20 protein-coding genes, 3 pseudogenes and 1 riboswitch are annotated in these 19,010 nt (G+C 72.8%); of the genes and pseudogenes, 20 read left to right on the plus strand and 3 right to left on the minus strand.

The features are described from left to right. Positions 1-39: 39 nt before the first annotated feature. Together OHA72_RS21310 and OHA72_RS21315 are read left to right on the plus strand one after the other, a co-directional pair. Positions 40-1,520, plus strand: a pseudogene (locus OHA72_RS21310) (RsmB/NOP family class I SAM-dependent RNA methyltransferase). Positions 1,521-1,846: 326 nt separating this feature from the next. Next, a pseudogene (locus OHA72_RS21315) lies at positions 1,847-1,993 on the plus strand (riboflavin kinase); the annotation flags it as partial. Positions 1,994-2,039: 46 nt separating this feature from the next. Here the strand turns inward: OHA72_RS21315 and OHA72_RS64730 are convergent. Together OHA72_RS64730 and OHA72_RS21325 are read right to left on the minus strand one after the other, a co-directional pair. Continuing rightward, positions 2,040-2,519, minus strand: a pseudogene (locus OHA72_RS64730) (DnaJ C-terminal domain-containing protein); the annotation flags it as partial. Between the two features lie 65 nt (positions 2,520-2,584). Next, the gene (locus OHA72_RS21325) at positions 2,585-3,076 is read right to left on the minus strand and encodes a hemerythrin domain-containing protein (RefSeq protein WP_327009542.1); all 492 of its coding nucleotides are present in this window, start codon (positions 3,074-3,076) and stop codon (positions 2,585-2,587) included. A gap of 72 nt (positions 3,077-3,148) precedes the next feature. On the opposite strand from OHA72_RS21325, the gene rpe reads away from it, so the two are divergent. The 7 genes from rpe to ribH all read left to right on the plus strand — a co-directional run bounded on the left by rpe (position 3,149) and on the right by ribH (position 8,612). Continuing rightward, positions 3,149-3,808, plus strand: a complete 660-nt coding sequence (gene rpe, locus OHA72_RS21330) for a ribulose-phosphate 3-epimerase (RefSeq protein WP_327009543.1) — start codon at positions 3,149-3,151, stop codon at positions 3,806-3,808. 13 nt (positions 3,809-3,821) lie between these two features. Further along, positions 3,822-4,775, plus strand: coding sequence for a GGDEF domain-containing response regulator (locus tag OHA72_RS21335; protein WP_327009544.1), 954 nt, complete (start codon positions 3,822-3,824; stop codon positions 4,773-4,775). Next, complete coding sequence (locus tag OHA72_RS21340; protein ID WP_327009545.1) at positions 4,772-4,915, plus strand: hypothetical protein; 144 nt, start codon at positions 4,772-4,774, stop codon at positions 4,913-4,915. Before OHA72_RS21335 ends, OHA72_RS21340 begins: the two co-directional genes overlap by 4 nt. Positions 4,916-4,984: 69 nt before the next feature. Next, positions 4,985-5,131: riboswitch (FMN riboswitch) on the plus strand. Positions 5,132-5,253: 122 nt separating this feature from the next. Further along, the gene (ribD, locus tag OHA72_RS21345) at positions 5,254-6,291 is read left to right on the plus strand and encodes a bifunctional diaminohydroxyphosphoribosylaminopyrimidine deaminase/5-amino-6-(5-phosphoribosylamino)uracil reductase RibD (RefSeq protein ID WP_327009546.1); all 1,038 of its coding nucleotides are present in this window, start codon (positions 5,254-5,256) and stop codon (positions 6,289-6,291) included. A 4-nt stretch (positions 6,292-6,295) separates the two neighbouring features. After that, a complete protein-coding gene (locus OHA72_RS21350; protein ID WP_327011630.1) occupies positions 6,296-6,892 on the plus strand; it encodes a riboflavin synthase in 597 nt (198 codons plus the stop codon). Then, on the plus strand, positions 6,892-8,136 hold the full coding sequence (locus OHA72_RS21355; protein ID WP_327009547.1) for a bifunctional 3,4-dihydroxy-2-butanone-4-phosphate synthase/GTP cyclohydrolase II: 1,245 nt from the start codon (positions 6,892-6,894) through the stop codon (positions 8,134-8,136). Before OHA72_RS21350 ends, OHA72_RS21355 begins: the two co-directional genes overlap by 1 nt. After that, complete coding sequence (gene ribH / locus OHA72_RS21360; RefSeq protein WP_327009548.1) at positions 8,136-8,612, plus strand: 6,7-dimethyl-8-ribityllumazine synthase; 477 nt, start codon at positions 8,136-8,138, stop codon at positions 8,610-8,612. Before OHA72_RS21355 ends, ribH begins: the two co-directional genes overlap by 1 nt. 280 nt (positions 8,613-8,892) lie before the next feature. Here the strand turns inward: ribH and OHA72_RS21365 are convergent, their stop codons facing one another. Beyond that, complete coding sequence (locus tag OHA72_RS21365; protein WP_327009549.1) at positions 8,893-9,381, minus strand: hypothetical protein; 489 nt, start codon at positions 9,379-9,381, stop codon at positions 8,893-8,895. 126 nt (positions 9,382-9,507) lie between these two features. On the opposite strand from OHA72_RS21365, the gene OHA72_RS21370 reads away from it, so the two are divergent. The 11 genes from OHA72_RS21370 to pheT all read left to right on the plus strand — a co-directional run bounded on the left by OHA72_RS21370 (position 9,508) and on the right by pheT (position 18,995). Continuing rightward, a complete protein-coding gene (locus tag OHA72_RS21370) occupies positions 9,508-10,047 on the plus strand; it encodes a SigE family RNA polymerase sigma factor (RefSeq protein ID WP_327009550.1) in 540 nt (179 codons plus the stop codon). Beyond that, positions 10,044-11,087 (plus strand): Gmad2 immunoglobulin-like domain-containing protein, encoded by a 1,044-nt coding sequence (locus OHA72_RS21375; RefSeq protein WP_327009551.1) that lies wholly within the window; start codon positions 10,044-10,046, stop codon positions 11,085-11,087. Before OHA72_RS21370 ends, OHA72_RS21375 begins: the two co-directional genes overlap by 4 nt. A gap of 87 nt (positions 11,088-11,174) precedes the next feature. Further along, complete coding sequence (locus tag OHA72_RS21380) at positions 11,175-11,438, plus strand: phosphoribosyl-ATP diphosphatase (protein ID WP_442788637.1); 264 nt, start codon at positions 11,175-11,177, stop codon at positions 11,436-11,438. A 53-nt stretch (positions 11,439-11,491) separates the two neighbouring features. After that, positions 11,492-12,346 carry an ATP phosphoribosyltransferase gene (gene hisG, locus OHA72_RS21385; RefSeq protein WP_327009553.1) on the plus strand — a complete coding sequence of 285 codons (855 nt, stop codon included), beginning with the start codon at positions 11,492-11,494 and terminating at the stop codon, positions 12,344-12,346. A gap of 10 nt (positions 12,347-12,356) precedes the next feature. Then, positions 12,357-12,812 carry a PH domain-containing protein gene (locus tag OHA72_RS21390; protein WP_327009554.1) on the plus strand — a complete coding sequence of 152 codons (456 nt, stop codon included), beginning with the start codon at positions 12,357-12,359 and terminating at the stop codon, positions 12,810-12,812. 210 nt (positions 12,813-13,022) lie between these two features. Beyond that, positions 13,023-13,640 carry a translation initiation factor IF-3 gene (infC, locus tag OHA72_RS21395; RefSeq protein ID WP_327011631.1) on the plus strand — a complete coding sequence of 206 codons (618 nt, stop codon included), beginning with the start codon at positions 13,023-13,025 and terminating at the stop codon, positions 13,638-13,640. Between the two features lie 166 nt (positions 13,641-13,806). Beyond that, the gene (gene rpmI / locus OHA72_RS21400; RefSeq protein WP_327009555.1) at positions 13,807-14,001 is read left to right on the plus strand and encodes a 50S ribosomal protein L35; all 195 of its coding nucleotides are present in this window, start codon (positions 13,807-13,809) and stop codon (positions 13,999-14,001) included. Between the two features lie 84 nt (positions 14,002-14,085). After that, on the plus strand, positions 14,086-14,448 hold the full coding sequence (gene rplT / locus OHA72_RS21405; protein WP_033356865.1) for a 50S ribosomal protein L20: 363 nt from the start codon (positions 14,086-14,088) through the stop codon (positions 14,446-14,448). A gap of 1 nt (position 14,449) precedes the next feature. After that, entirely contained in the window at positions 14,450-15,250 is an 801-nt protein-coding gene (locus OHA72_RS21410) for a TrmH family RNA methyltransferase (protein ID WP_327009556.1), read from the plus strand. A 132-nt stretch (positions 15,251-15,382) separates the two neighbouring features. Beyond that, entirely contained in the window at positions 15,383-16,480 is a 1,098-nt protein-coding gene (pheS, locus tag OHA72_RS21415; RefSeq protein WP_327009557.1) for a phenylalanine--tRNA ligase subunit alpha, read from the plus strand. 1 nt (position 16,481) lies between these two features. After that, positions 16,482-18,995, plus strand: a complete 2,514-nt coding sequence (pheT, locus tag OHA72_RS21420; protein WP_327009558.1) for a phenylalanine--tRNA ligase subunit beta — start codon at positions 16,482-16,484, stop codon at positions 18,993-18,995. Positions 18,996-19,010 lie beyond the last annotated feature (15 nt).

Here is a 19,010-nt window from a genome sequence, read left to right on the forward strand (position 1 = left end):
GCCCTCTGCCGGGTCTTCTGCCGCGCCCTCCGGTACGCCATCTGTCGGGTCTTCCGTCACGCCGGGAGCTACCTCTTGAGGTCACCCCGGCGTGGGCCAGGGCCGCGCCCCGCGGGCGCTCGCGACGACCGGCTGGTCAGGCCGCCCCGAGGTGGGCGGCCGGCGATCGACCCGGCCCGGGAGGCGGCCTACGAGGCCGTCGCGGCGGTGCACCGTGACGACGCGTACGCCAACCTCGTGCTGCCCAAACTGCTGCGCGACACCGGGGTCACCGGCCGCGACGCCGCGTTCGCGACGGAACTGACCTACGGCACGCTGCGCCAGACCGGCACCCTCGACGCGATCGTCGCCGTCGCCGCGGACCGGGCCATGGACCGCATCGACCCGCCGGTCCGCGACGCCCTGCGCATCGGGGCGTATCAGCTGCTCAACATGCGCGTCGGCGCGCACGCGGCGGTCGCGACCACCGTCGACCTGGTCCGGTCGCTGGTCCCCGGCGCCGCTGGGTTCGCCAACGCCGTCCTGCGCCGCGTCGCCGAGTCCGACCGCGCCGCGTGGCTGGAGCGGCTCGCACCCGCCGACCCGTTCGAGCGGGCCGCGCTCAACCACGCGCACCCGCAGTGGATCGTGCGGGCGTTCGCCGACGCGCTCGGCTCCCTCGACGAGGCCGAACTCGCCCTCGACGCGGACAACCTCGCCCCGCCGGTCCACCTGTGCGCCCGGCCCGGGCTGCTCGACCCGGCAGCGTTCGCCGCGACGCTGCGCGGTGCGAGCGTCGGGCGGTACTCGCCGTACACGGTCGTGCTCACCGGCGGCGGCGACCCCGGCGGCATCCCCGCGATCGGCGACGGCCGCGCCCACGTCCAGGACGAAGGCAGCCAGCTCGTCGCCGCCGCCCTGGCCACGGCCCCCTCGACGGCCGCGACGAGCGCTGGCTCGACCTGTGCGCCGGCCCCGGCGGCAAGGCCGGCCTCCTCGGCGCGCTCGCCCGCACCCGCGACGCGCACGTCACCGCCGTCGAGGTCGCCCACCACCGCGCGGAACTGGTCGCCAAGGCCACCGGCGGACTGCCCGTCTACACCATCCACGCCGACGGCCGCGACGTCGGCAAGGACGCCGACCTGCCCGAGGGCGGCTTCGACCGGGTCCTCGTCGACGCGCCCTGCACCGGCCTCGGCGCGCTGCGCCGCCGCCCGGAGGCCCGCTGGCGCCGCCAGCCGTCGGACCTGCCGCCGCTGACCCGCCTGCAACGGGAGCTGCTGCAGGCGGCGTTCCGGGCGGTCCGGCCCGGCGGGGTCGTCGCCTACGTCACGTGCTCCCCGCACCAGGCCGAGACCGAGGTGTCGGTCACGGAGGCGGCCCGCCGCTCACCGGTGGCCATGGACCTGCTCGACGCACGGCCGTTCCTGCCGTCGTCGCTGCCGGACCTGGGCACGGGGCCGACCGTGCAGCTGTGGCCGCACCGGCACGGCACCGATGCGATGTTCCTCGCCCTGCTGCGCCGCTCCGGCACCGCCTGACGCCAGCATCGCCTGACCCCGCGATCGCCTGATCCCGGCATCGCCTGACTCCGAGACCGCCTCGGCGGGCGTCGGCAGGCGGGACCGGCGGGCGAGGCTGGCGGGCGAGGCTGGCGGGCGAGGCTGGCGGGCGAGGCTGGCGGGCGAGGCTGGCGGGCGAGGCTGGCGGGCGAGGCTGGCGGGCGAGGCTGGCGGGAGAGGCCGGGACCGGCATCGCGACCGGGCCGGCAGGCGACCCCGGACTGGGCCGTTCCTGCCGTCGTCATTGCCGGACCTGGGCACGGGGCCGACCGTGCAGCCGTGGCCGCACCGGCAGCAGGTTCCTCGCCGGTGACGTCGTGGCCGCGGCCCGCCCGCTCGGCCGGCCGCACCGCGCGGTCGAGGGCGTCGTCGTGCGCGGCGACCAGCGCGGCCGTGAGCCGGGCTTCCCCACGGCCAGCCTGCTGACGTCGCCGAACGCCGCTGCGTCCGCCCGCTCGAGGTGCCAGGGGACACCCGCAGCGTGACGGCCGCGTCAAGGGCCGGCACCCGAGGGTCGGCGCCGAGCGCAGCCTCCGCGAAGATGACCGGCACTGTCAGGGGCAGATCGTCGCCGGTCCGGCCGAAGACCGAGTCGGGCCGCACCCTGATCAACACGAACAGGTCGCAGCCGCGCTGCGGCGATTCCCGCCGATGGCATCTACTGACATCTACGCCGCCTGGATCACCCGCGACCAGGACCGGACCGGCAGGCGACCCCGGACCGGCAAGCGCGACCTGGCCGGCACAGGCAGGGCAGGCAGGCAGGCAGGGCCGGCAGGCAGGAAGGACCGGCAGGCAGGACCGGGACCGAAGGCGAGGCCAGGGCCAGCAGGCGGGCGAAGGCGAGGCCAGGGCCAGGGCCAGGGCCAGGGCCAGCAGGCGGGACCGGGACGGCGGGAACGGAACCGAAGCGAGAGTCGCAAGGCGGGACCAGAAGGTGTTCGATGCCGGCGCTGGCGGGCTGCTCAAAAGCACCATACCGCACCGTTGCAAGTTGATCTCCGGCGTGACTACCAGCCGTAGTCTGCGCTGCCTACGGGGCGTCAGTCCGGCAGCAGGGCGGCAACCGCGGCCCGTGATCCGCAGGACAAGGCGATGAGACGGTCCCGCTCGGCGAGCCAGGCGTCGCCCAATGACTGGCGGACCGTGTGGTCCAGGGCGAGCGCGTCGTTGAGCAGGGTGCGCTCTTCCTCGTCCAGATGGTGGTACAGCGAGTTTGCCAGCTTCCCCAGCGCCTTGTCGAACGCCGTCGAGGTCACGTCAGGCACGTCGAGCAGGGTGAGCAGCCGGCGGTGGCCGTCGAGGTGTTCGTCCTCGCCGTGCTCGACGTGGTCGTCGGCGCCGGTCAGTTCGCGCAGCTTCGGATACACCTCCGACTCCTCCGCGGACGCGTGCGCGACGAGGAGGTCGGCGAGTTCGCTGAGCGTGCGCCGCCGGTGCTCCGCGAGGTCGGGCCGGGAGCGGTCACGCAGGGCCCGGAGCAGCGTCTCGAACCGGATGTGATCGGTGACGATCACATCGACGACATCAGCCATCCGCCGATTGTCCCCCATACCCGGCGGAACCCATACCGGCGGCGGAGCCGGACCGTCGCCTAGAGTGCTGATGTGAGCAACACCGTGATCGCGCCGTCCATTCTCGCCGCGGACTTCGCACGGCTCGCCGACTCCGCCGCGGCGGTGGAGGGCAGCGCCGACTGGCTGCACGTGGATGTCATGGACTACCACTTCGTGCCCAATCTGACGATCGGGCTGCCGGTGGTGCAGAGCCTGCGCAAGGCGACGACGCTGCCGTTCGACTGCCACCTGATGATCGCGGACCCGGCGCGGTGGGCGGCGCAGTACGCGGAGGCGGGCGCCTACAACGTCACGTTCCACGCCGAGGCGGCGACGGACCCGGCCGCGGTCGCCAAGGACCTGCGGGCCGCCGGGAGCAGGGCGGGACTGGCCATCGACCGGGACACGCCGGTCGAGGGGTATCTGGAGCTGCTGCCGCACTTCGACCTGCTGCTCATCATGACGATCAAGGCGGGGTTCGGCGGGCAGTCGTTCATCCCGGAGCTGCTGGAGAAGGTCCGCACCGCGCGGCGGCACATCGACGCCGGCCATCTGGAGCTGCGCATTGAAGTTGACGGCGGGGTGGCCGAAGATACGATCGCGGCCTGCGCCGAGGCGGGTGCCGACACGTTCGTGGCCGGCACCGCGGTCTTCGGTGCCGAGGACCCGGCCGCCGCGGTGCGCAGACTCCGTGCCCTGGCGAGCGGCTGAGGAAGCGAAGCGAATGGGCGAGCCCGACACCATCCTCGTCGTCGATGACGATGTTGACATCGCCCGGTTCATCGAGGTCAACCTGCGCCTGGAGGGTTACCGCGTCCTGCTCGCCCACGACGGTGCGACCGCGTTGCGCCTCGTCGAGGAGCACATGCCGGCCCTGGCCGTCGTCGACTGGATGATGCCGCAGCTCGACGGGCTCGAGCTGACCCGGCGGCTGCGGGCCGACCCGATGACGGCGCCGATCCCGGTGATCCTGCTGACCGCCCGCGGGCAGACCGCGGACAAGGTCATCGGGTTGCAGGCCGGCGCCGACGACTACCTGGTGAAGCCGTTCGACACGCTGGAGCTCGTCGCGCGGGTCCGTTCGACGCTGCGGCGCAACCAGGAGAACCGTGAGGTGTCGCCGCTCACCGGGCTGCCCGGCAACAGCCGGATCCTGCGGGAGATCATCGACCGGGCGCGGGCCGGGGCGGACTTCGCCGTCTCGCACGTCGACATCGACCGGTTCAAGGCCGTCAACGACGTGTACGGGTTCGCCCGCGGCGACGAGTTCATCACCGCGCTCGCCCGGGCGCTGCACCGCGCGGTCGTCGAGGTCGGGCTGCCGCCGGCGTTCCTCGGCCACATCGGCGGTGACGACTTCCTCGTCGTGTGCAGCCCGGAGCAGCTCAAACCGATGGCGTCCAAGGCGATCCTGGAGTTCCAGGCCGCGTCGGACGCGCTCTACGACCCGGTCGACGCCGCCCGCGGCTACGTCGAGGTCGTGCAGCGCAACGGCGAGGTCCAGCAGGCGAACCTGGTCACCCTGTCCATCGGGGTCGCGATCGGGCAGATCGCGGCCAACGGGCAGCTCACCGACCCGCGCGAGGTCATCGCGATCGCCACCGACATGAAGTCCGTGGCGAAGAAGCACAACGGCAACTACGTCGCCGTCGACCGCCGCAGCGCGCTGCAGCTGTGACGAAGCAGCACAACGGCAACGACGTCGCCGTTGAACCGCCGCGGCGCGCTGCAGCTGTGACGAAGCAGCACAACGGCAACGACGTCGCCGTTGAACCGCCGCGGCGCGGTGCAGCTGTGACGAAGGCAAAGGGCCTGTGACGTACGTCCCTGTGTAAGGACCGGGTCGCTCGCCGCGGAAATGTGCAAGACTCGGGTTACGTACCCACCACGCGCTGGCGGGGCTCGGTGAAATTCCGAACCGGCGGTAAGCGGCCAGCATGGCCGCGAGCCCGCGACCCGGTCGAAGCCGTCGACCGGTGGATCTGGTGTGAGTCCAGAGCCGACGGTCATAGTCCGGATGGGAGCTCAGCGCGCGGGATCCGGTGTCCGTTTTGACGGGCGCCCCGGTGTCGGCCTGCGCGTTTGCGCATCCCCGGCGCCGCCCGCAGCCGTCCCCATCAGCCCTCCGCGTGTGATCAGACCGCGCGGAGAGGGCCATGGACGCAGACGCCACCGACCAGCTGCACATGCGGCGCGCCGTCGAGCTGTCCCTGCTCGGCCTCGGCGAGACCAGCCCCAACCCCAATGTCGGCTGCGTCCTCGTCGGCCCCGGCGGCGCCGTCGTCGGTGAGGGGCGCACCGCACCCGCAGGTGGGCCGCACGCCGAGGTCAACGCTCTTGCCGCAGCCGGCGAACTGGCCCGGAGGGCCACCGCTTACGTCACCCTGGAGCCCTGCGACCACACCGGCCGCACCGGCCCCTGCACGCAGGCCCTGATCGAGGCCGGCGTGGCCCGTGTCGTCGTCGCCGTGCGCGACCCGAACCCGCAGGCCGCGGGCGGTGCGGAGACGCTGCGGGCCGCCGGGGTCACGGTCGACGTCGGCGCGGACCACGACGCCGCCCGCGACGCCATGATCGGCTGGCTGACTGCCGTCGGGCGGGGCACGCCGTATGTGATCTGGAAGTTCGCCGCGACCCTGGACGGGCGCTCCGCCGCCGCCGACGGCACCAGCAAGTGGATCACCTCACCGCAGGCGCGGGCCGACGTGCACCGCATCCGGGGCGGCGTCGACGCGATCATCGCCGGCATCGGCACCGTCCTGGCCGACGACCCGCAGCTCACCGTCCGCACGCCCACCGGGCCCACCGCCCGCCGGCCGCTGCGGGTCGTCGTCGACGGCGCGGGCCGCACACCCCCCGGCGCGAGGGTCCTCGACGACGCCGCGGCCACCTGGGTCGTCACCTCCGACGGCGGCGGCAGGGTCGACCTGCCCGGCATGCTGCGCGAGTTGTACGACCGCGGCGTGCGCACCGCCCTGCTGGAGGGTGGCCCGACGCTCGCCGGCGCGTTCCTCGCCGAGGGCCTCATCGACCGGGTCGTGGCCTACCTGGCCCCGAAACTGCTCGGCGCGGGGCCCGCGGCCCTTGCCGGCGCGGGAATTTCCACCATCGCCGAAGCCTTGACGCTCGACGTTGTCGACCTTGCCACGATCGGGCCGGATGTGCGCCTGACGGCAACAGTGAAAGGTGCGTGACCCAGTGTTCACCGGCATCATCGAAGAGCTCGGCACGGTCGTCGCGATTGACCCGCTCGGCGACTCGGCGCGGCTGTCGATCCGCGGCGCGACCGTCACCTCCGACGCCGCGCACGGCGACTCCATCAGCGTCAACGGCGTCTGCCTGACCGTCGTGGACAACGACGGCGGCGTCTTCACCGCCGACGTGATGGGCGAGTCCCTGGACCGCTCCACCCTCGGCTCGCTCACCGCCGGCTCCGCGGTCAACCTGGAACGCGCCGCGACGATGGCCACCCGCCTCGGCGGCCACGTCGTGCAGGGCCACGTCGACGGCGTCGGCGCCGTGCTGTCCCGCGAGGCCGGCGACCAGTGGGAGACCGTCATGTTCTCGCTGCCCCCGCAGCTCGCGCGGTACGTCGTGGAGAAGGGCTCCATCACCGTCGACGGGATCTCGCTGACCGTCATGGCCGTCACCGACGACACGTTCTCGGTCGGGCTCATCCCGACCACGCTCAAGCTCACGACGCTCGGCGCCAAGGGCGTCGGCGAGCAGGTCAACCTGGAGGTCGACATCATGGCCAAGTACGTCGAGAAGCTCCTCGCCAAGGGCGGCAAGTGATGAGCGAGCCGATCACGAACCTCGACCCGATCGAGCGGGCCGTCAAGGACATGGCCGCGGGCAAGGCGGTCATCGTCGTGGACGACGAGGACCGCGAGAACGAAGGTGACCTGATCTTCGCCGCGGAGCACGCCACGCCCGAGCTGGTCGCGTTCATGGTCCGCTACACGTCGGGCTACATCTGCGTGCCGATCACCGAGGCCGAGGCCGACCGGCTCGACCTGCCGCCGATGTACCGCACGAACCAGGACCGCCGCGGCACCGCGTACACCGTGACCGTCGACGCCCGGTTCGGCGGCACCACCGGCATCTCCGCCGCCGACCGGGCCCGCACGATCCGGCTGCTGTCGTCGGCGGAGACCAAGCCGACCGACCTGTCGCGCCCCGGGCACATCGTGCCGCTACGGGCCAAGGACGGCGGGGTGCTGCGCCGCGCCGGGCACACCGAGGCGGCCGTCGACCTCGCCACCATGGCGGGGCTGCGTCCCGCGGGTGTGCTGTGCGAGATGGTCAACGACGACGGCACCATGATGCGCCTGCCGGACCTGCGGGCGTTCGCCGAGCAGCACGACCTGGCGCTGATCAGCATCGCGGACCTCATCGCGTACCGGCGGCACACCGAGAAGCAGGTCGAGCGGGTCGCCGAGACCCGCCTGCCGACCGAGCACGGGGTGTTCCGGGCCGTGGGGTACACGACCGAGTTCGACGACGGTGAGCACATCGCCCTCGTCTACGGCGACCTCGGCGACGGTGAGGACATCCTGGTCCGTGTCCACTCGGAGTGCCTCACCGGCGACGTGTTCGCCTCGGTGCGCTGCGACTGCGGCCCGCAGCTGCACGCGTCCATGAAGATGGTCGCCGCCGAGGGCCGCGGGGTCGTGCTCTACATGCGCGGGCACGAGGGCCGCGGCATCGGGCTGATGCACAAGCTGCAGGCGTACCAGCTGCAGGACCTCGGCCGGGACACCGTCGACGCCAACCTCGACCTGGGCCTGCCCGCCGACGCCCGCGACTACGGCACCGGCGCGCAGATCCTCGTCGATCTCGGCATCAAGACGATGCGGCTGTTGACGAACAACCCGGCGAAACGGGCGGGTCTGGAAGGGTACGGTCTGTCCGTGCTGGGTCGCACGCCCCTGCCGACCCGGCCGCACCCGGAGAACGTGCGCTACCTGCGCACGAAGCGGGACCGCATGGGGCATCTGCTGGACGAGCTCGACGAGGTCGCGGAAGGACTTGCGTGATGGCTGGTAGTGGGGCGCCCGTCCTGCAGCGGGTGGACGGCACCGGATTGACCCTCGGCATCGTCGCCACCCGGTGGCACGCCGAACTCGTCGACCACATGCTCAACCGGGCCATCGAAGCCGGCGAGGCGTCGAACGTCGATCACATCACCGTCGCCCGCGTCGACGGTGCCGTCGAGCTGCCGGTGCTCGCGCAGGCCCTCGCGCACCGCTTCGACGCCGTGGTCGCCCTCGGTGTCGTGGTCCGCGGGGACACGGCCCACTTCGAGTACGTCTGCCAGTCGGTGACCGACGGCCTGACCAGGGTCGCCCTGGACGAGTCGACCCCGGTCGCCCACGGCGTGCTCACGGTCGACAACCTGGACCAGGCCCGGGCCCGCGCCGGCCTGCCCGGCTCCCCGGAGGACAAGGGCTACTCGGCGACCCTCGCCGCTCTGGACGCCGCCCACGCCCTCCGCCTCGTCGCCAAGTCCTGACCGGCCAGGCGATCGTGCGCGGTTGATCGACGTCGCCGGGTGGTCGTCGGGGTGGCCGTGGGGCGACTTCGATCACGGGAATTGACCGGGGCGGCGCAACTCCCGCGCGACGAAAGGGTGCCCGGTGACTGCCGCCTGGCCGGCGGCCGTCTCGGCGGGGAGTGATCTTGCGGAGTTGATCGAAGGACGGACCCGGTCGTCATGGTGGCCGGAGCCGTCCTTCGATCATGAGCGAGGGTCGAAGGGCACGGGCGGGTGGGCAGGGCACCGCCCGGCCGCGTCAGACCTCGAGGACCGCGGCGAGCTCATCCCTGAAGGCGCGTTCGGCCGGTGTCACCAGTTCGCCGCCGAAGCCCAGCACGTCGCCGGACTTGGCGGCGCTGACGACCTGGTCGGCGAGGGTGATCAGCCAGTAGCGGTAGGACTCGGCGTCGGCCGGCTCGGCCTTCGCGGCGAGCAGCTCGTGCGCGGCCCGGGCGCGGGCGATGACGTCGGCGAGGCCCGCGGCCCGGTCCGGAAACTCGATGATCGGCGGGTCCTCGCCCTCCTCGATGTCACCCTGCCGCTCGACCACGTCGGCGGCGATCGTGCGGACCAGGTCGCTGGCGGAGTCGCGGCCGTCGGCGATGGCGGTCATGCCGGCCGTCCACTCCTCGCGGGTGCGGCGGCTGCCGTCCTGCTCGGCCTGGGAGGCGGCGATCAGCACGGACTGCGGCAGGCCCACGAGGAGCCCCCACTCTTCGTCGGTGTACTTCGGCACGGTTTCCACCGGCCCAGGGTATCCAGAGCGGGCGGAGTTCGCCTTTCGGGTGATAGCGGTAAACCTGAACGCCAGCTCGCGCGTCGTAGGTGCGTGACGGCCGACGTGGGGACCACGCCATGGGACGGTAGGGCTGTGCTTGCCGAGACCGCCCGCGACGACGCACGCGTCTGGAGCGCCGACGACGCGGTCACCGCGCTGTTCTCGGCGCACTACCGCGGGCTCGTGCGGCTCGGGGTGCTGCTGCTGCACGACGAGACGGCCGCCGAGGACGTGGTGCAGGACGCGTACGTGGCGCTGCACCGGCGCTGGTGGCGGCTGCGTGACGCGGACAAGGCGCTGGCGTACCTGCGCACCAGCGTCGTCAACGGGGCCAGATCGGCGCTGCGGCACCGGGGGGTCGCCGACCGGTACGTGGCGGCCCGCCGCGCCCTCGACGAGCCGTTGGTGGCCAGCGCGGAGAGCGGCGCCCTGGCGTTGCTGCGGCACCGGGAGGTCCTCGAGGCGGTCCGCCGGTTGCCGACGCGGCAGCGTGAGGCGATCGTGCTGCGGTACTACGGGGAGCTGTCCGAGGCGGAGATCGCCGACGCGATGGGCGTGAGCAAGGGCGCGGTGAAGAGCCACGCCGCGCGGGGCATGGCGGCCCTGCGGGAGAGTCTGGAGCTGGCCCCATGAGGATGTCACCGGAGGACCGGCTGCGGGCGGCGCTGCGCGCCCAGGTCGACACCGTCGAGGTGACGCCCGACGCGCTGCCGAGGATCCGGGGACGCATCCAGCAGCGCCGCCGCGGCGGGTGGGCGGTCATCGGCGCCGCCGCGGCGGTAGCGGCCGTCATCGCCGTGGCCGTCGCGGTGTTCGTGCCGGACCGGGTGCCGCCACAGAACGGGCCGGCGGACCGGGGCACGGCCACGGCGTCGACGCAGGAGCCGGTGGAGCCCTCGGCGCCGGCCGCGGTGTCGGGCACGGACGGGCCGGTGGTGCCGGGGGAGCCCGCGAAGGTCCAGCTGCCGGTGTACTACGCCCGCAACGACCGCCTGGTGCGCGAGTTCCACGACATGACGCTCCCGGTCGACGACGACGCGCACCGCATCGCCGCCTCCGTCGGGGAGGCGCTGCGCGCCGGCACCGCCGCCGACCCCGACTACGTGACGCTGTGGCCGGACCCGGTCGCCGTGCGCGGGGTCACGATCGACGGGAAGGTGATCACCGTCGACCTCGCCGACGTCGGCACCGCGCCCCGGGCCGGCACGCCCGCGCTCGCCGTGCAGCAGCTGGTGTCCACGGTGGCGGCGGCAGCGACGTACACCTCCGTGAAGAGGATCGACGGGGTGCGGATCACGATCGACGGCGCGCCCGCCGCGAAGCTCTGGAACAGCGTCGACATCAGCCGGCCCGTCAAACAGGCACCACCGTCGGAGATCTACGCGCCGGTGTGGGTCATCGACCCGCAGCAGGGGCAGCGGGTCGGCCGGTCGTTCACCGTGCACCTGGCCGGGATCGTGTGGGAGGGCACCGTCAACCTGCGCATGCGCGGCACCGGCGGCGTGGTCGTCGTCGAGCAGGTGGTACAGCTGTCCGTCGGCGCCCCGTCCGTCGGTGAGGCGCGGGTGCCGGTGACGCTGCCGCCGGGGAGGTACACGGTGGAGGCGTACTACATCTCGATGGCCGACAGCAGCGTCCAGGGGGTCGACGACCACGAGTTCACGGTCGGGTGAACGGCCGGTCGGGGACGCGTGAGGCAGGACACGCCTGTCGTGATCTCGATTCCCCTTTCGCGTCCGGGCCTGCGAGAATTCGTGCCCGTGAAGACCTTTGACGCGTTGTTCGCCGAGCTGACCGCCAAGGCCGCCGCGGGCACCCCGGGCTCCGGCACGGTCGCCGCGCTGGAGAAGGGCGTCCACTTCATCGGCAAGAAGGTCGTCGAGGAGGCCGCCGAGAGCTGGATGGCCGCGGAGCACGAGGGGCGGGAGCGCACCGCCGAGGAGCTGTCGCAGCTGCTGTACCAGGTGCAGTGCCTGATGCTGGCGACAGGGCTGTCGCTCGAGGACGTCTACCGACATCTGTAGGCCTGCGCCTCGCGTCCGTCCCGTCACTCCCCGCCCGAGAGGTCTGCCCAGTCATGCTCAGAATCGCCGTGCCCAACAAGGGGACCCTGTCCGGTCCCGCCGCCCAGATGCTGCAGGAGGCCGGCTACCGGCAGCGGTCCGACCCCAAGGACCTGCTCTGCCGCGACGAGGCCAACGACGTCGAGTTCTTCTACCTGCGCCCCCGCGACATCGCCACCTACGTCGGCTCCGGTGACCTGGACCTCGGCATCACCGGCCGGGACCTGCTCATCGACGCCGACAGCGGCGCCGAGGAGCTCCTCGACCTGGGGTTCGGCCGGGCCACGTTCCGCTTCGCCGCCGTGCCCGGCTCGATCAAGGGTGACAACCCCGCCGACCTGGCGGGGCTGCGGGTCGCGACCGCCTACCCGGGGGTCATGCAGCGCTACTTCGCCGAGCACGCCGTCGACGCCGAGGTCATCCGCCTGGACGGCGCCGTGGAGAACGCGATCCGCCTCGGCGTCGCCGACGTCATCGCCGACGTCGTCGAGACCGGCGCGACCCTGCGCCAGGCGGGCCTGTCGATCTTCGGCGAGCCGATCCTGAAGTCCTCGTCGGTGCTGGTGCGCCGCAGCGGGACCGCCGACCTGGCGCCCGCGGCGAAGCAGCTGCTGCGCCGCCTGCAGGGTGTCCTGGTGGCGCGACGCTACGTGATGCTCGCCTACGACGTGCGGGCCGACGCGCTGGACGCGGCGGTGGCGCTGACCCCGGGCATCGAGTCGCCGACGGTGTCGCCGCTGCACCGGGAGGGCTGGGTGGCCGTCCAGGCGATGGTGCTGCGCGACGAGGTGCACCGGATCATGGACGAGCTGTACGAGGTGGGCGCCCGCGCCATCCTGGTGACCGGCATCCACGCGTGCCGCCTGTAGGCTCCTCGGTGTGAGCAGCACCGTTCTCGCCCGTCCGCGGCGCGCCAGGGTCATCGCCTACGTCCTCGCCCCCGTGGTCGTGGTGGTCTTCACGCTCATCGCGCTGGGGCTGCACGGCAAGACCGGCGACGGCCCCGGCTACTTCCAGCGCGGCGACCAGGCCGCGATGATCGGCCTGGGCATCTGCGCGGCGCTCGCCATCCTGCTGATGGCCAGGCCCAAGGTCGAGGCCGACGAGACCGGGGTGCGGGTCCAGAACATCATCGGCTCCTACGACCTGCCGTGGGACGTGGTGCGCGCCGTCACGTTCGGCCGCGGCAGCCCGTGGCTCACCCTGGATCTGCACGACGACGAGCGGGTCGCGGTGATGGCGGTGCAGATGACCGACAAGGACTACGCCGTCAAGGCGGCCCGCCGGCTGCGGGCCCTGCACACCGCGTCGCTGACGAGCAGCGTGGTAGAGTAGCGGAAGTCGACCGCACGCCGCATCCGTGGTGTGTTCGAAGCGGAGTTTCAACACTCCCACCCGTGCAGCTCAAGGCAGCCGGGTCCGGTCTGACCGCACGGCCCCTCGCCAGGGACGGTGTGGTCAAGTGGGCCCTCGCATGCGCGCTGCGCATCCGGGGGCTTTTCCGCTTCGGTCGGCACATCAGACAGCACCGATCGAGGAGGCCACATCAGCGTCGAGCCACGCGTCAACGAACAGATCCGGGCACGTGAGGTCCGGCTGGTCGGCCCGGAGGGTGAGCAGGTGGGCATCGTCCCGCTTGAGCGCGCACTCCAGCTGGCCGCCGACGTGGACCTGGACCTGGTCGAAGTTGCGCCCATGGCACGCCCGCCCGTCTGCAAGCTCATGGACTTCGGCAAGTTCAAGTACGAGAGCGCGCTCAAGGCAAGGGAAGCCAGGCGTAACCAGCAGCAGACCGTCATCAAGGAGATGAAGCTCCGTCCGAAGATCGACCCGCACGACTACGAGACCAAAAAGGGTCACGTCATGCGGTTCCTGAAGGCGGGCGACAAGGTCAAGGTAACGATCATGTTCCGAGGCCGCGAGCAGAGCCGCCCGGAGCTGGGGTTCAGGCTGCTGCGCAAGCTCTCGGAGGAGATCTCGGAGCTGGGCTTCGTCGAGGCCTCCGCGAAGCAGGATGGCCGCAACATGATCATGGTCCTCGCGCCGCACCGCAACGTGAAGGCCGCGGCGACCGCGTCTCGCGAGGGTCGCACGGAGGACAGCACCGCGCCGGAGGGCGAATCAGCCGTCCTGCCCGAGGTCGTCACCGCCGACCAGGGATAACGCACCACCCGGCACCACCAGCACCAACCACAACGACCGCGTCGTGCGGGCGGGACCCGCACAGCGGCGTCCCGGCTGTGCGCCGGTGCGCCACGGCACCCTCCAACCGATCCGTCGGGGAGGGTGCCGGCTCTGGCGTGCCGCACATGGAAGGGCAACATCAGCCATGCCGAAGTTCAAACCGCACTCCGGGATGAAGAAGCGCGTCAAGATCACCGGTCGCGGCAAGATCCTCGCCGAGCCGGCCGGCAAGCGCCACCTGCTCGAGGTCAAGCCCAGCAAGCGGACCCGCCGGCTCAGCGGCACTGTCGAGCTCGCCAAGACCGAGACCCGGCGCGTCAAGAAGATGCTCGGTCTGTAACACGCGGCGTCACAACCCCCTTTCCTGGACTTTTCCGACCGGCCCGCACGCCATGGGCCGGTCTCGCATGAGGAGTAACGAACCGTGGCACGCGTGAAGCGGGCAGTGAATGCCCAGAAGAAGCGCCGCACCGTCCTGGAGACCGCCAGCGGCTACCGCGGGCAGCGCTCGCGGCTGTACCGCAAGGCCAAGGAGCAGGTGCTGCACTCGATGCAGTACGCCTACCGCGACCGGCGCGACCGCAAGGGTGACTTCCGCCAGCTGTGGATCACCCGTATCAACGCCGCCGCCCGCGCGAACGGCCTCACCTACAACCGGCTGATCCAGGGCCTGCGCCTGGCCGGTGTCGAGGTCGACCGCAAGATCCTCGCCGAGCTGGCGGTCAGCGACGCGAAGGCGTTCAGCGGCCTGGTCCAGGTGGCGAAGACGGCCGTTGCCGCAGCCTGACGTGATCCGGCAACCCGGGGCGGTCTTCACCACACGGACCCCCCGGGTTGTTGCTGCCCGGCGCCTGCAGCGCCGCCGCGACCGCGACGAGACCGGCCGCTTCCTCGCCGAGGGCCCGCAGGCCGTCCGCGAGGCCCTGGCCGCCGGCGCGGTCGCCGAGCTGTTCTTCACCGCCGACGGGCGGGCCCGCCACGGCGACCTCGTCGCGCGGGCGGCCCGGGCCGCCGAGGTCGACGACGAGGCCCTCGCCGCGCTCACCGAGACCGTCCAGCCGCAGGGCCTCGTGGCCGTCTGCACGTCCCGGGACGTCCCCCTCGCCGACGCGCTGCGCAAGGCGCCACGGCTGGTCGCCGTCTGCGCCGACATCCGCGACCCCGGCAACGCCGGCACCGTGCTGCGCACCGCCGACGCCGCCGGCGCGACCGCCGTGGTCTTCGCGGGCGACAGCGTCGACCCGTACAACGGCAAGGCCGTGCGCTCCTCGGCCGGCAGCCTGTTCCACGTCGACGTGGTCCGGTCCCGCTCCAGCGAGGCCACCGTCGCCGCGCTGCAGGCCGCGGGGCTCCGGGTGCTCGCGGCGGACGGCTACGGCGAATCGGATCTGTTCGAGCTGCCCGACCTGGCGCGGCCGACCGCGTGGCTGTTCGGATCGGAGGCGCACGGCCTGCCGGACGCGCTGAAAGCCGCCGCGGACGCCCGTGTCAGGGTGCCGATCCTCGGCGGCGCGGAGAGCCTGAACCTGGCTGCGGCTGCCGCGGTCTGCCTGTACGCTTCAGCGAAAGCGTTGAGGGAGTCGATGTGAGCACGCACCTGTTTATGCGGCCCGCCGGTGACGGTGGGCGGACAGGACGTCGCACCTCCTGACACCTTCCCACGGCCGGCGGGCGCCCTTCTCTACACTGTCCGAGGCCAAATCTCGCGTGGGAAGAGTCCGATGACCTACCGCAACGATCCGTACGACCCGAAGCAAGCCATGCTGCTCGCCCAGGACGCCCTGGACGACGCCGTCGCCAGCGCCGACAAGGCGTTCGCCGGCGCGAGCGACCTCGACGCCCTCGCGGCGCTGAAGTCCCAGCACCTCGGCGACCGCGCCCCCATCTCCCTCGCCCGGCGCGAGATCGGCTCGCTGCCCCCGGCCGCGAAGGCCGACGCCGGCAAACGCGTCAACGAGGCCCGCGTCGCCGTGCAGGCGGCGTTCGACGCCCGGCTCGCCGCGCTGACCGCGGAACGCGAGGAGCGCGTCCTGGTCGAGGAGACGGTCGACGTGACCCTCCCGACCGGCCGGCGCCCGCGCGGCGCCCAGCACCCGCTGACCAAGATCATGGAGCGGGTCGGTGACCTGTTCGTCGGCATGGGCTACGAGGTCGCCGAAGGTCCCGAGGCCGAGTGGGAGTGGTACAACTTCGACGCCCTCAACATGCACCCGGACCACCCGGCACGCTCCATGATGGACACGTTCTTCGTCGCCGCCTCCGGCGCGGACGGCGGCCCCGACAGGGACAACGACTCGCGGATCGTGCTGCGCACCCACACCTCACCGGTGCAGGCCCGCACGATGCTCACCCGCCGGCCGCCGATCTACATCGTCTGCCCGGGCCGGGTGTACCGCACCGACGAGCTCGACGCGACCCACACCCCGGTGTTCCACCAGGTCGAGGGTCTCGTCATCGACAAGGGCATCACGATGGCGCACCTCAAGGGCACCCTCGACCACTTCGTGCAGGGCCTGTTCGGCCCCGGCACGGAGACCCGGCTGCGGCCGTCGTACTTCCCGTTCGTCGAGCCGGGCGCCGAGATCGACATGTGGTTCCCGCACCACCGCGACGGCGCCCGCTGGGTCGAGTGGGGCGGCTGCGGCATGGTCAACCCGCGGGTGCTGCGCGCCTGCGGCATCGACCCCGACGAGTACTCCGGGTTCGCGTTCGGCATGGGCATCGAGCGGGCGCTGATGTTCCGCAACGCGGCCGCCGACATGCGGGACATGGTTGAGGGCGACGTGCGTTACGCGCGGGCGTTCGGATGGGAGGCCTGAGATGCGCGTACCGCTGTCATGGCTGCGTGAGCACGTCGACCTGCCGGCGGACCTGACCGCCGACGGCCTGGAGAAGGCCCTCGTGAAGGTCGGCCTCGAGGTCGAGGAGATGACCGACGCCGGTGCGAGCGTCGAAGGTCCCCTCGTCGTCGGCCGGGTCGAGTCGATCGAGGAGCTGCAGGGGCTGAAGAAGCCGATCCGGTACTGCCTCGTCGACGTCGGCGGCGAGCAGCCGCAGGGCATCATCTGCGGCGCCCGCAACTTCGCCGAGGGCGACCTCGTCGTCGTCGCGCTGCCCGGCGCGGTCCTGCCGGGCGGGTTCGCGATCGCCGCCCGCAAGACGTACGGGCACGTCTCCAACGGCATGATCTGCTCCGCGCGGGAGCTCGGCGTCTCCGACGAGCACGAGGGCATCATCGTCCTGCCGCCCAGGCCCGATGGAAGTGACGCAGCCGACCCCGGCGCCGAGGCGCGGCCGGTCGTCGGGCTCGACGACGTCGTGGTCGAGGTCAACGTGACCCCCGACCGGGGCTACTGCTTCTCCGTGCGCGGCATCGCCCGGGAGCTGTCGCACTCGCTCGGCGGCGCGTACCGCGACCCGGTCGCGGCGGTCGTGCCGATCGACGGCGACGGCAGCGACGCGTACCGCATCGACGTGCGCGACAGCGTCGCCTGCGACCGGTTCACCGCCGTCGCCGTGCGCGGCGTCGACCCGGCCGCGCCGACCCCGCAGTGGATGAAGGCGCGGCTCGCCGTCGCCGGGATCCGCTCGATCTCGCTGCCGGTCGACATCACCAACTACCTGATGATCGAGACCGGCCAGCCGATGCACGCCTGGGACCTGGAGCGGCTCACCGGCCCCCTCGTCGTGCGGCGCGCCACGGCCGGGGAGACGCTGACGACGCTGGACGGCGTCAAGCGGGCCCTCGACCCGCAGGACATCGTCATCGCCGACGACACCGGCGTCGTGTCCCTCGCCGCCGTCATGGGCGGCACCACCACGGAGGTGTCGCCGAGCACCGTCGACGTGCTCCTCGAGGCCGCGCACTGGGACCCGCTGTCGGTCGCCCGCACGATCCGCCGGCACAAGCTGCCCAGCGAGGCCGGCAAGCGCTACGAACGCGGCGTCGACCCGCAGATCACCGCGGCCGCCGCCGCGCGGGCCGCGGCGCTGCTCGCCGAGCACGGCGGCGGCACCGTCGACCCGCGGGTCACCGACGTCTATGCCGTCGTGCCACCGGCACCGATCACCATGGCCGTCACCCGCCCGTCGGAGCTGGCCGGCATCGACTACAGCACCGAACGGGTCGTCGAGGTGCTGACGATGATCGGTGCCTCGGTCGAGGTCGACTCCGCCGGTGCCAGCTCCAAGGCCGTGGTGACCCCGCCGAGCTGGCGGCCCGACCTCACCGACCCGGCCGACCTGGTCGAGGAGGTGCTGCGCCTCGACGGCTACGACCGGATCCCCAGCGTCCTGCCGATCGCGCCGCCCGGCGCCGGGCTGTCGGTCACCCAGCGCCGCCGGCGGACCATCGGGCGGGCCCTCGCCGACGCCGGGTTCACCGAGACGCTGTGCTACCCGTTCGTCGGCGCCGGCACCCTCGACGCGCTGCGCATCCCCGCCGGCGACCCGCGCCGCGACATGGTGCTGCTGCGCAACCCGCTGTCCGACGAGGAGCCCGGCATGCGCACCACGCTGCTGCCGCCGCTGCTCGGCGCGCTGCGCCGCAACCTCGGCCGCGGCCTGCGGGACCTGGCGCTGTACGAGCTCGGCACCGTCTTCCTGCCCGGCGGGCCGGTCCGGGTCGCGCCGACCGCCGGCGTCGACGGACCGCCGCCGGAGGCGGAGCTGCGGGCCGCGGAGGCGCTGCTGCCGCACCAGCCGTGGCACGTCGCCGCCGTCATCACCGGCGACGCCGACCCCGCCGGCTGGTGGGGCGCCGGCCGCCCCGCCGACTGGGCCGACGCCGTCGACGCCGCCCGGGTCGCCGCGGAGGCGGCGGGGGTGACGCTCACCGTCCGCGCCGCGGCCGGACCGGACGCGGTCGCGCCCTGGCACCCGGGCCGCTGCGCGGCGCTGCTCGTCGGCGACACCGTCGTCGGGCACGCCGGCGAGCTGCACCCGGCGGTCTGCGCCGACCTCGACCTGCCGCGCCGCACCGTGGCGATGGAGTTCGACCTCGACGCGGTGCCGATCCCCGAGGTGTCGACCGCGCCGCGGCTGTCGGGCTTCCCCACGGCGCTGCTCGACGTGGCGCTCGTCGTCGACGCGGCCACCCCCGCCGGCGACGTCGAGGCCGCGCTCACCGAGGGCGCCGGCGCGCTGCTGGAGTCGGTGCGGCTCTTCGACGTGTACGAGGGCGCGCAGCTCGGCGAGGGCCGCAAGTCCCTGGCCTACAAGCTGACGTTCCGCGCCGCGGACCGGACGCTCACCGGCGAGGAGGCACTCGCCGCCCGCGACGTGGCGGTCGCCGTCGCCGCGGGCAGATTCGGCGCGACCCTGCGCGGGGCGTGATCCGCACAGCCGAAG

Origin of the sequence: Dactylosporangium sp. NBC_01737 (assembly GCF_035963215.1) — a bacterium.
Lineage (GTDB): Bacteria > Actinomycetota > Actinomycetes > Mycobacteriales > Micromonosporaceae > Dactylosporangium.

Excerpts from the sequence above, each read along its gene's own strand:
- OHA72_RS21355 (WP_327009547.1), top strand. The coding sequence starts at position 6,892 with ATGAGCGAGCCGATCACGAACCTCGACCCGATCGAGCGGGCCGTCAAG.
- rpmI (WP_327009555.1), top strand. The coding sequence starts at position 13,807 with ATGCCGAAGTTCAAACCGCACTCCGGGATGAAGAAGCGCGTCAAGATC.
- OHA72_RS21335 (WP_327009544.1), top strand. The coding sequence starts at position 3,822 with ATGGGCGAGCCCGACACCATCCTCGTCGTCGATGACGATGTTGACATC.
- OHA72_RS21375 (WP_327009551.1), top strand. The coding sequence starts at position 10,044 with ATGAGGATGTCACCGGAGGACCGGCTGCGGGCGGCGCTGCGCGCCCAG.
- ribD (WP_327009546.1), top strand. The coding sequence starts at position 5,254 with ATGGACGCAGACGCCACCGACCAGCTGCACATGCGGCGCGCCGTCGAG.
- pheS (WP_327009557.1), top strand. The coding sequence starts at position 15,383 with ATGACCTACCGCAACGATCCGTACGACCCGAAGCAAGCCATGCTGCTC.
- ribH (WP_327009548.1), top strand. The coding sequence starts at position 8,136 with ATGGCTGGTAGTGGGGCGCCCGTCCTGCAGCGGGTGGACGGCACCGGA.
- OHA72_RS21325 (WP_327009542.1), bottom strand. The coding sequence starts at position 3,076 with ATGGCTGATGTCGTCGATGTGATCGTCACCGATCACATCCGGTTCGAG.
- pheT (WP_327009558.1), top strand. The coding sequence starts at position 16,482 with ATGCGCGTACCGCTGTCATGGCTGCGTGAGCACGTCGACCTGCCGGCG.
- hisG (WP_327009553.1), top strand. The coding sequence starts at position 11,492 with ATGCTCAGAATCGCCGTGCCCAACAAGGGGACCCTGTCCGGTCCCGCC.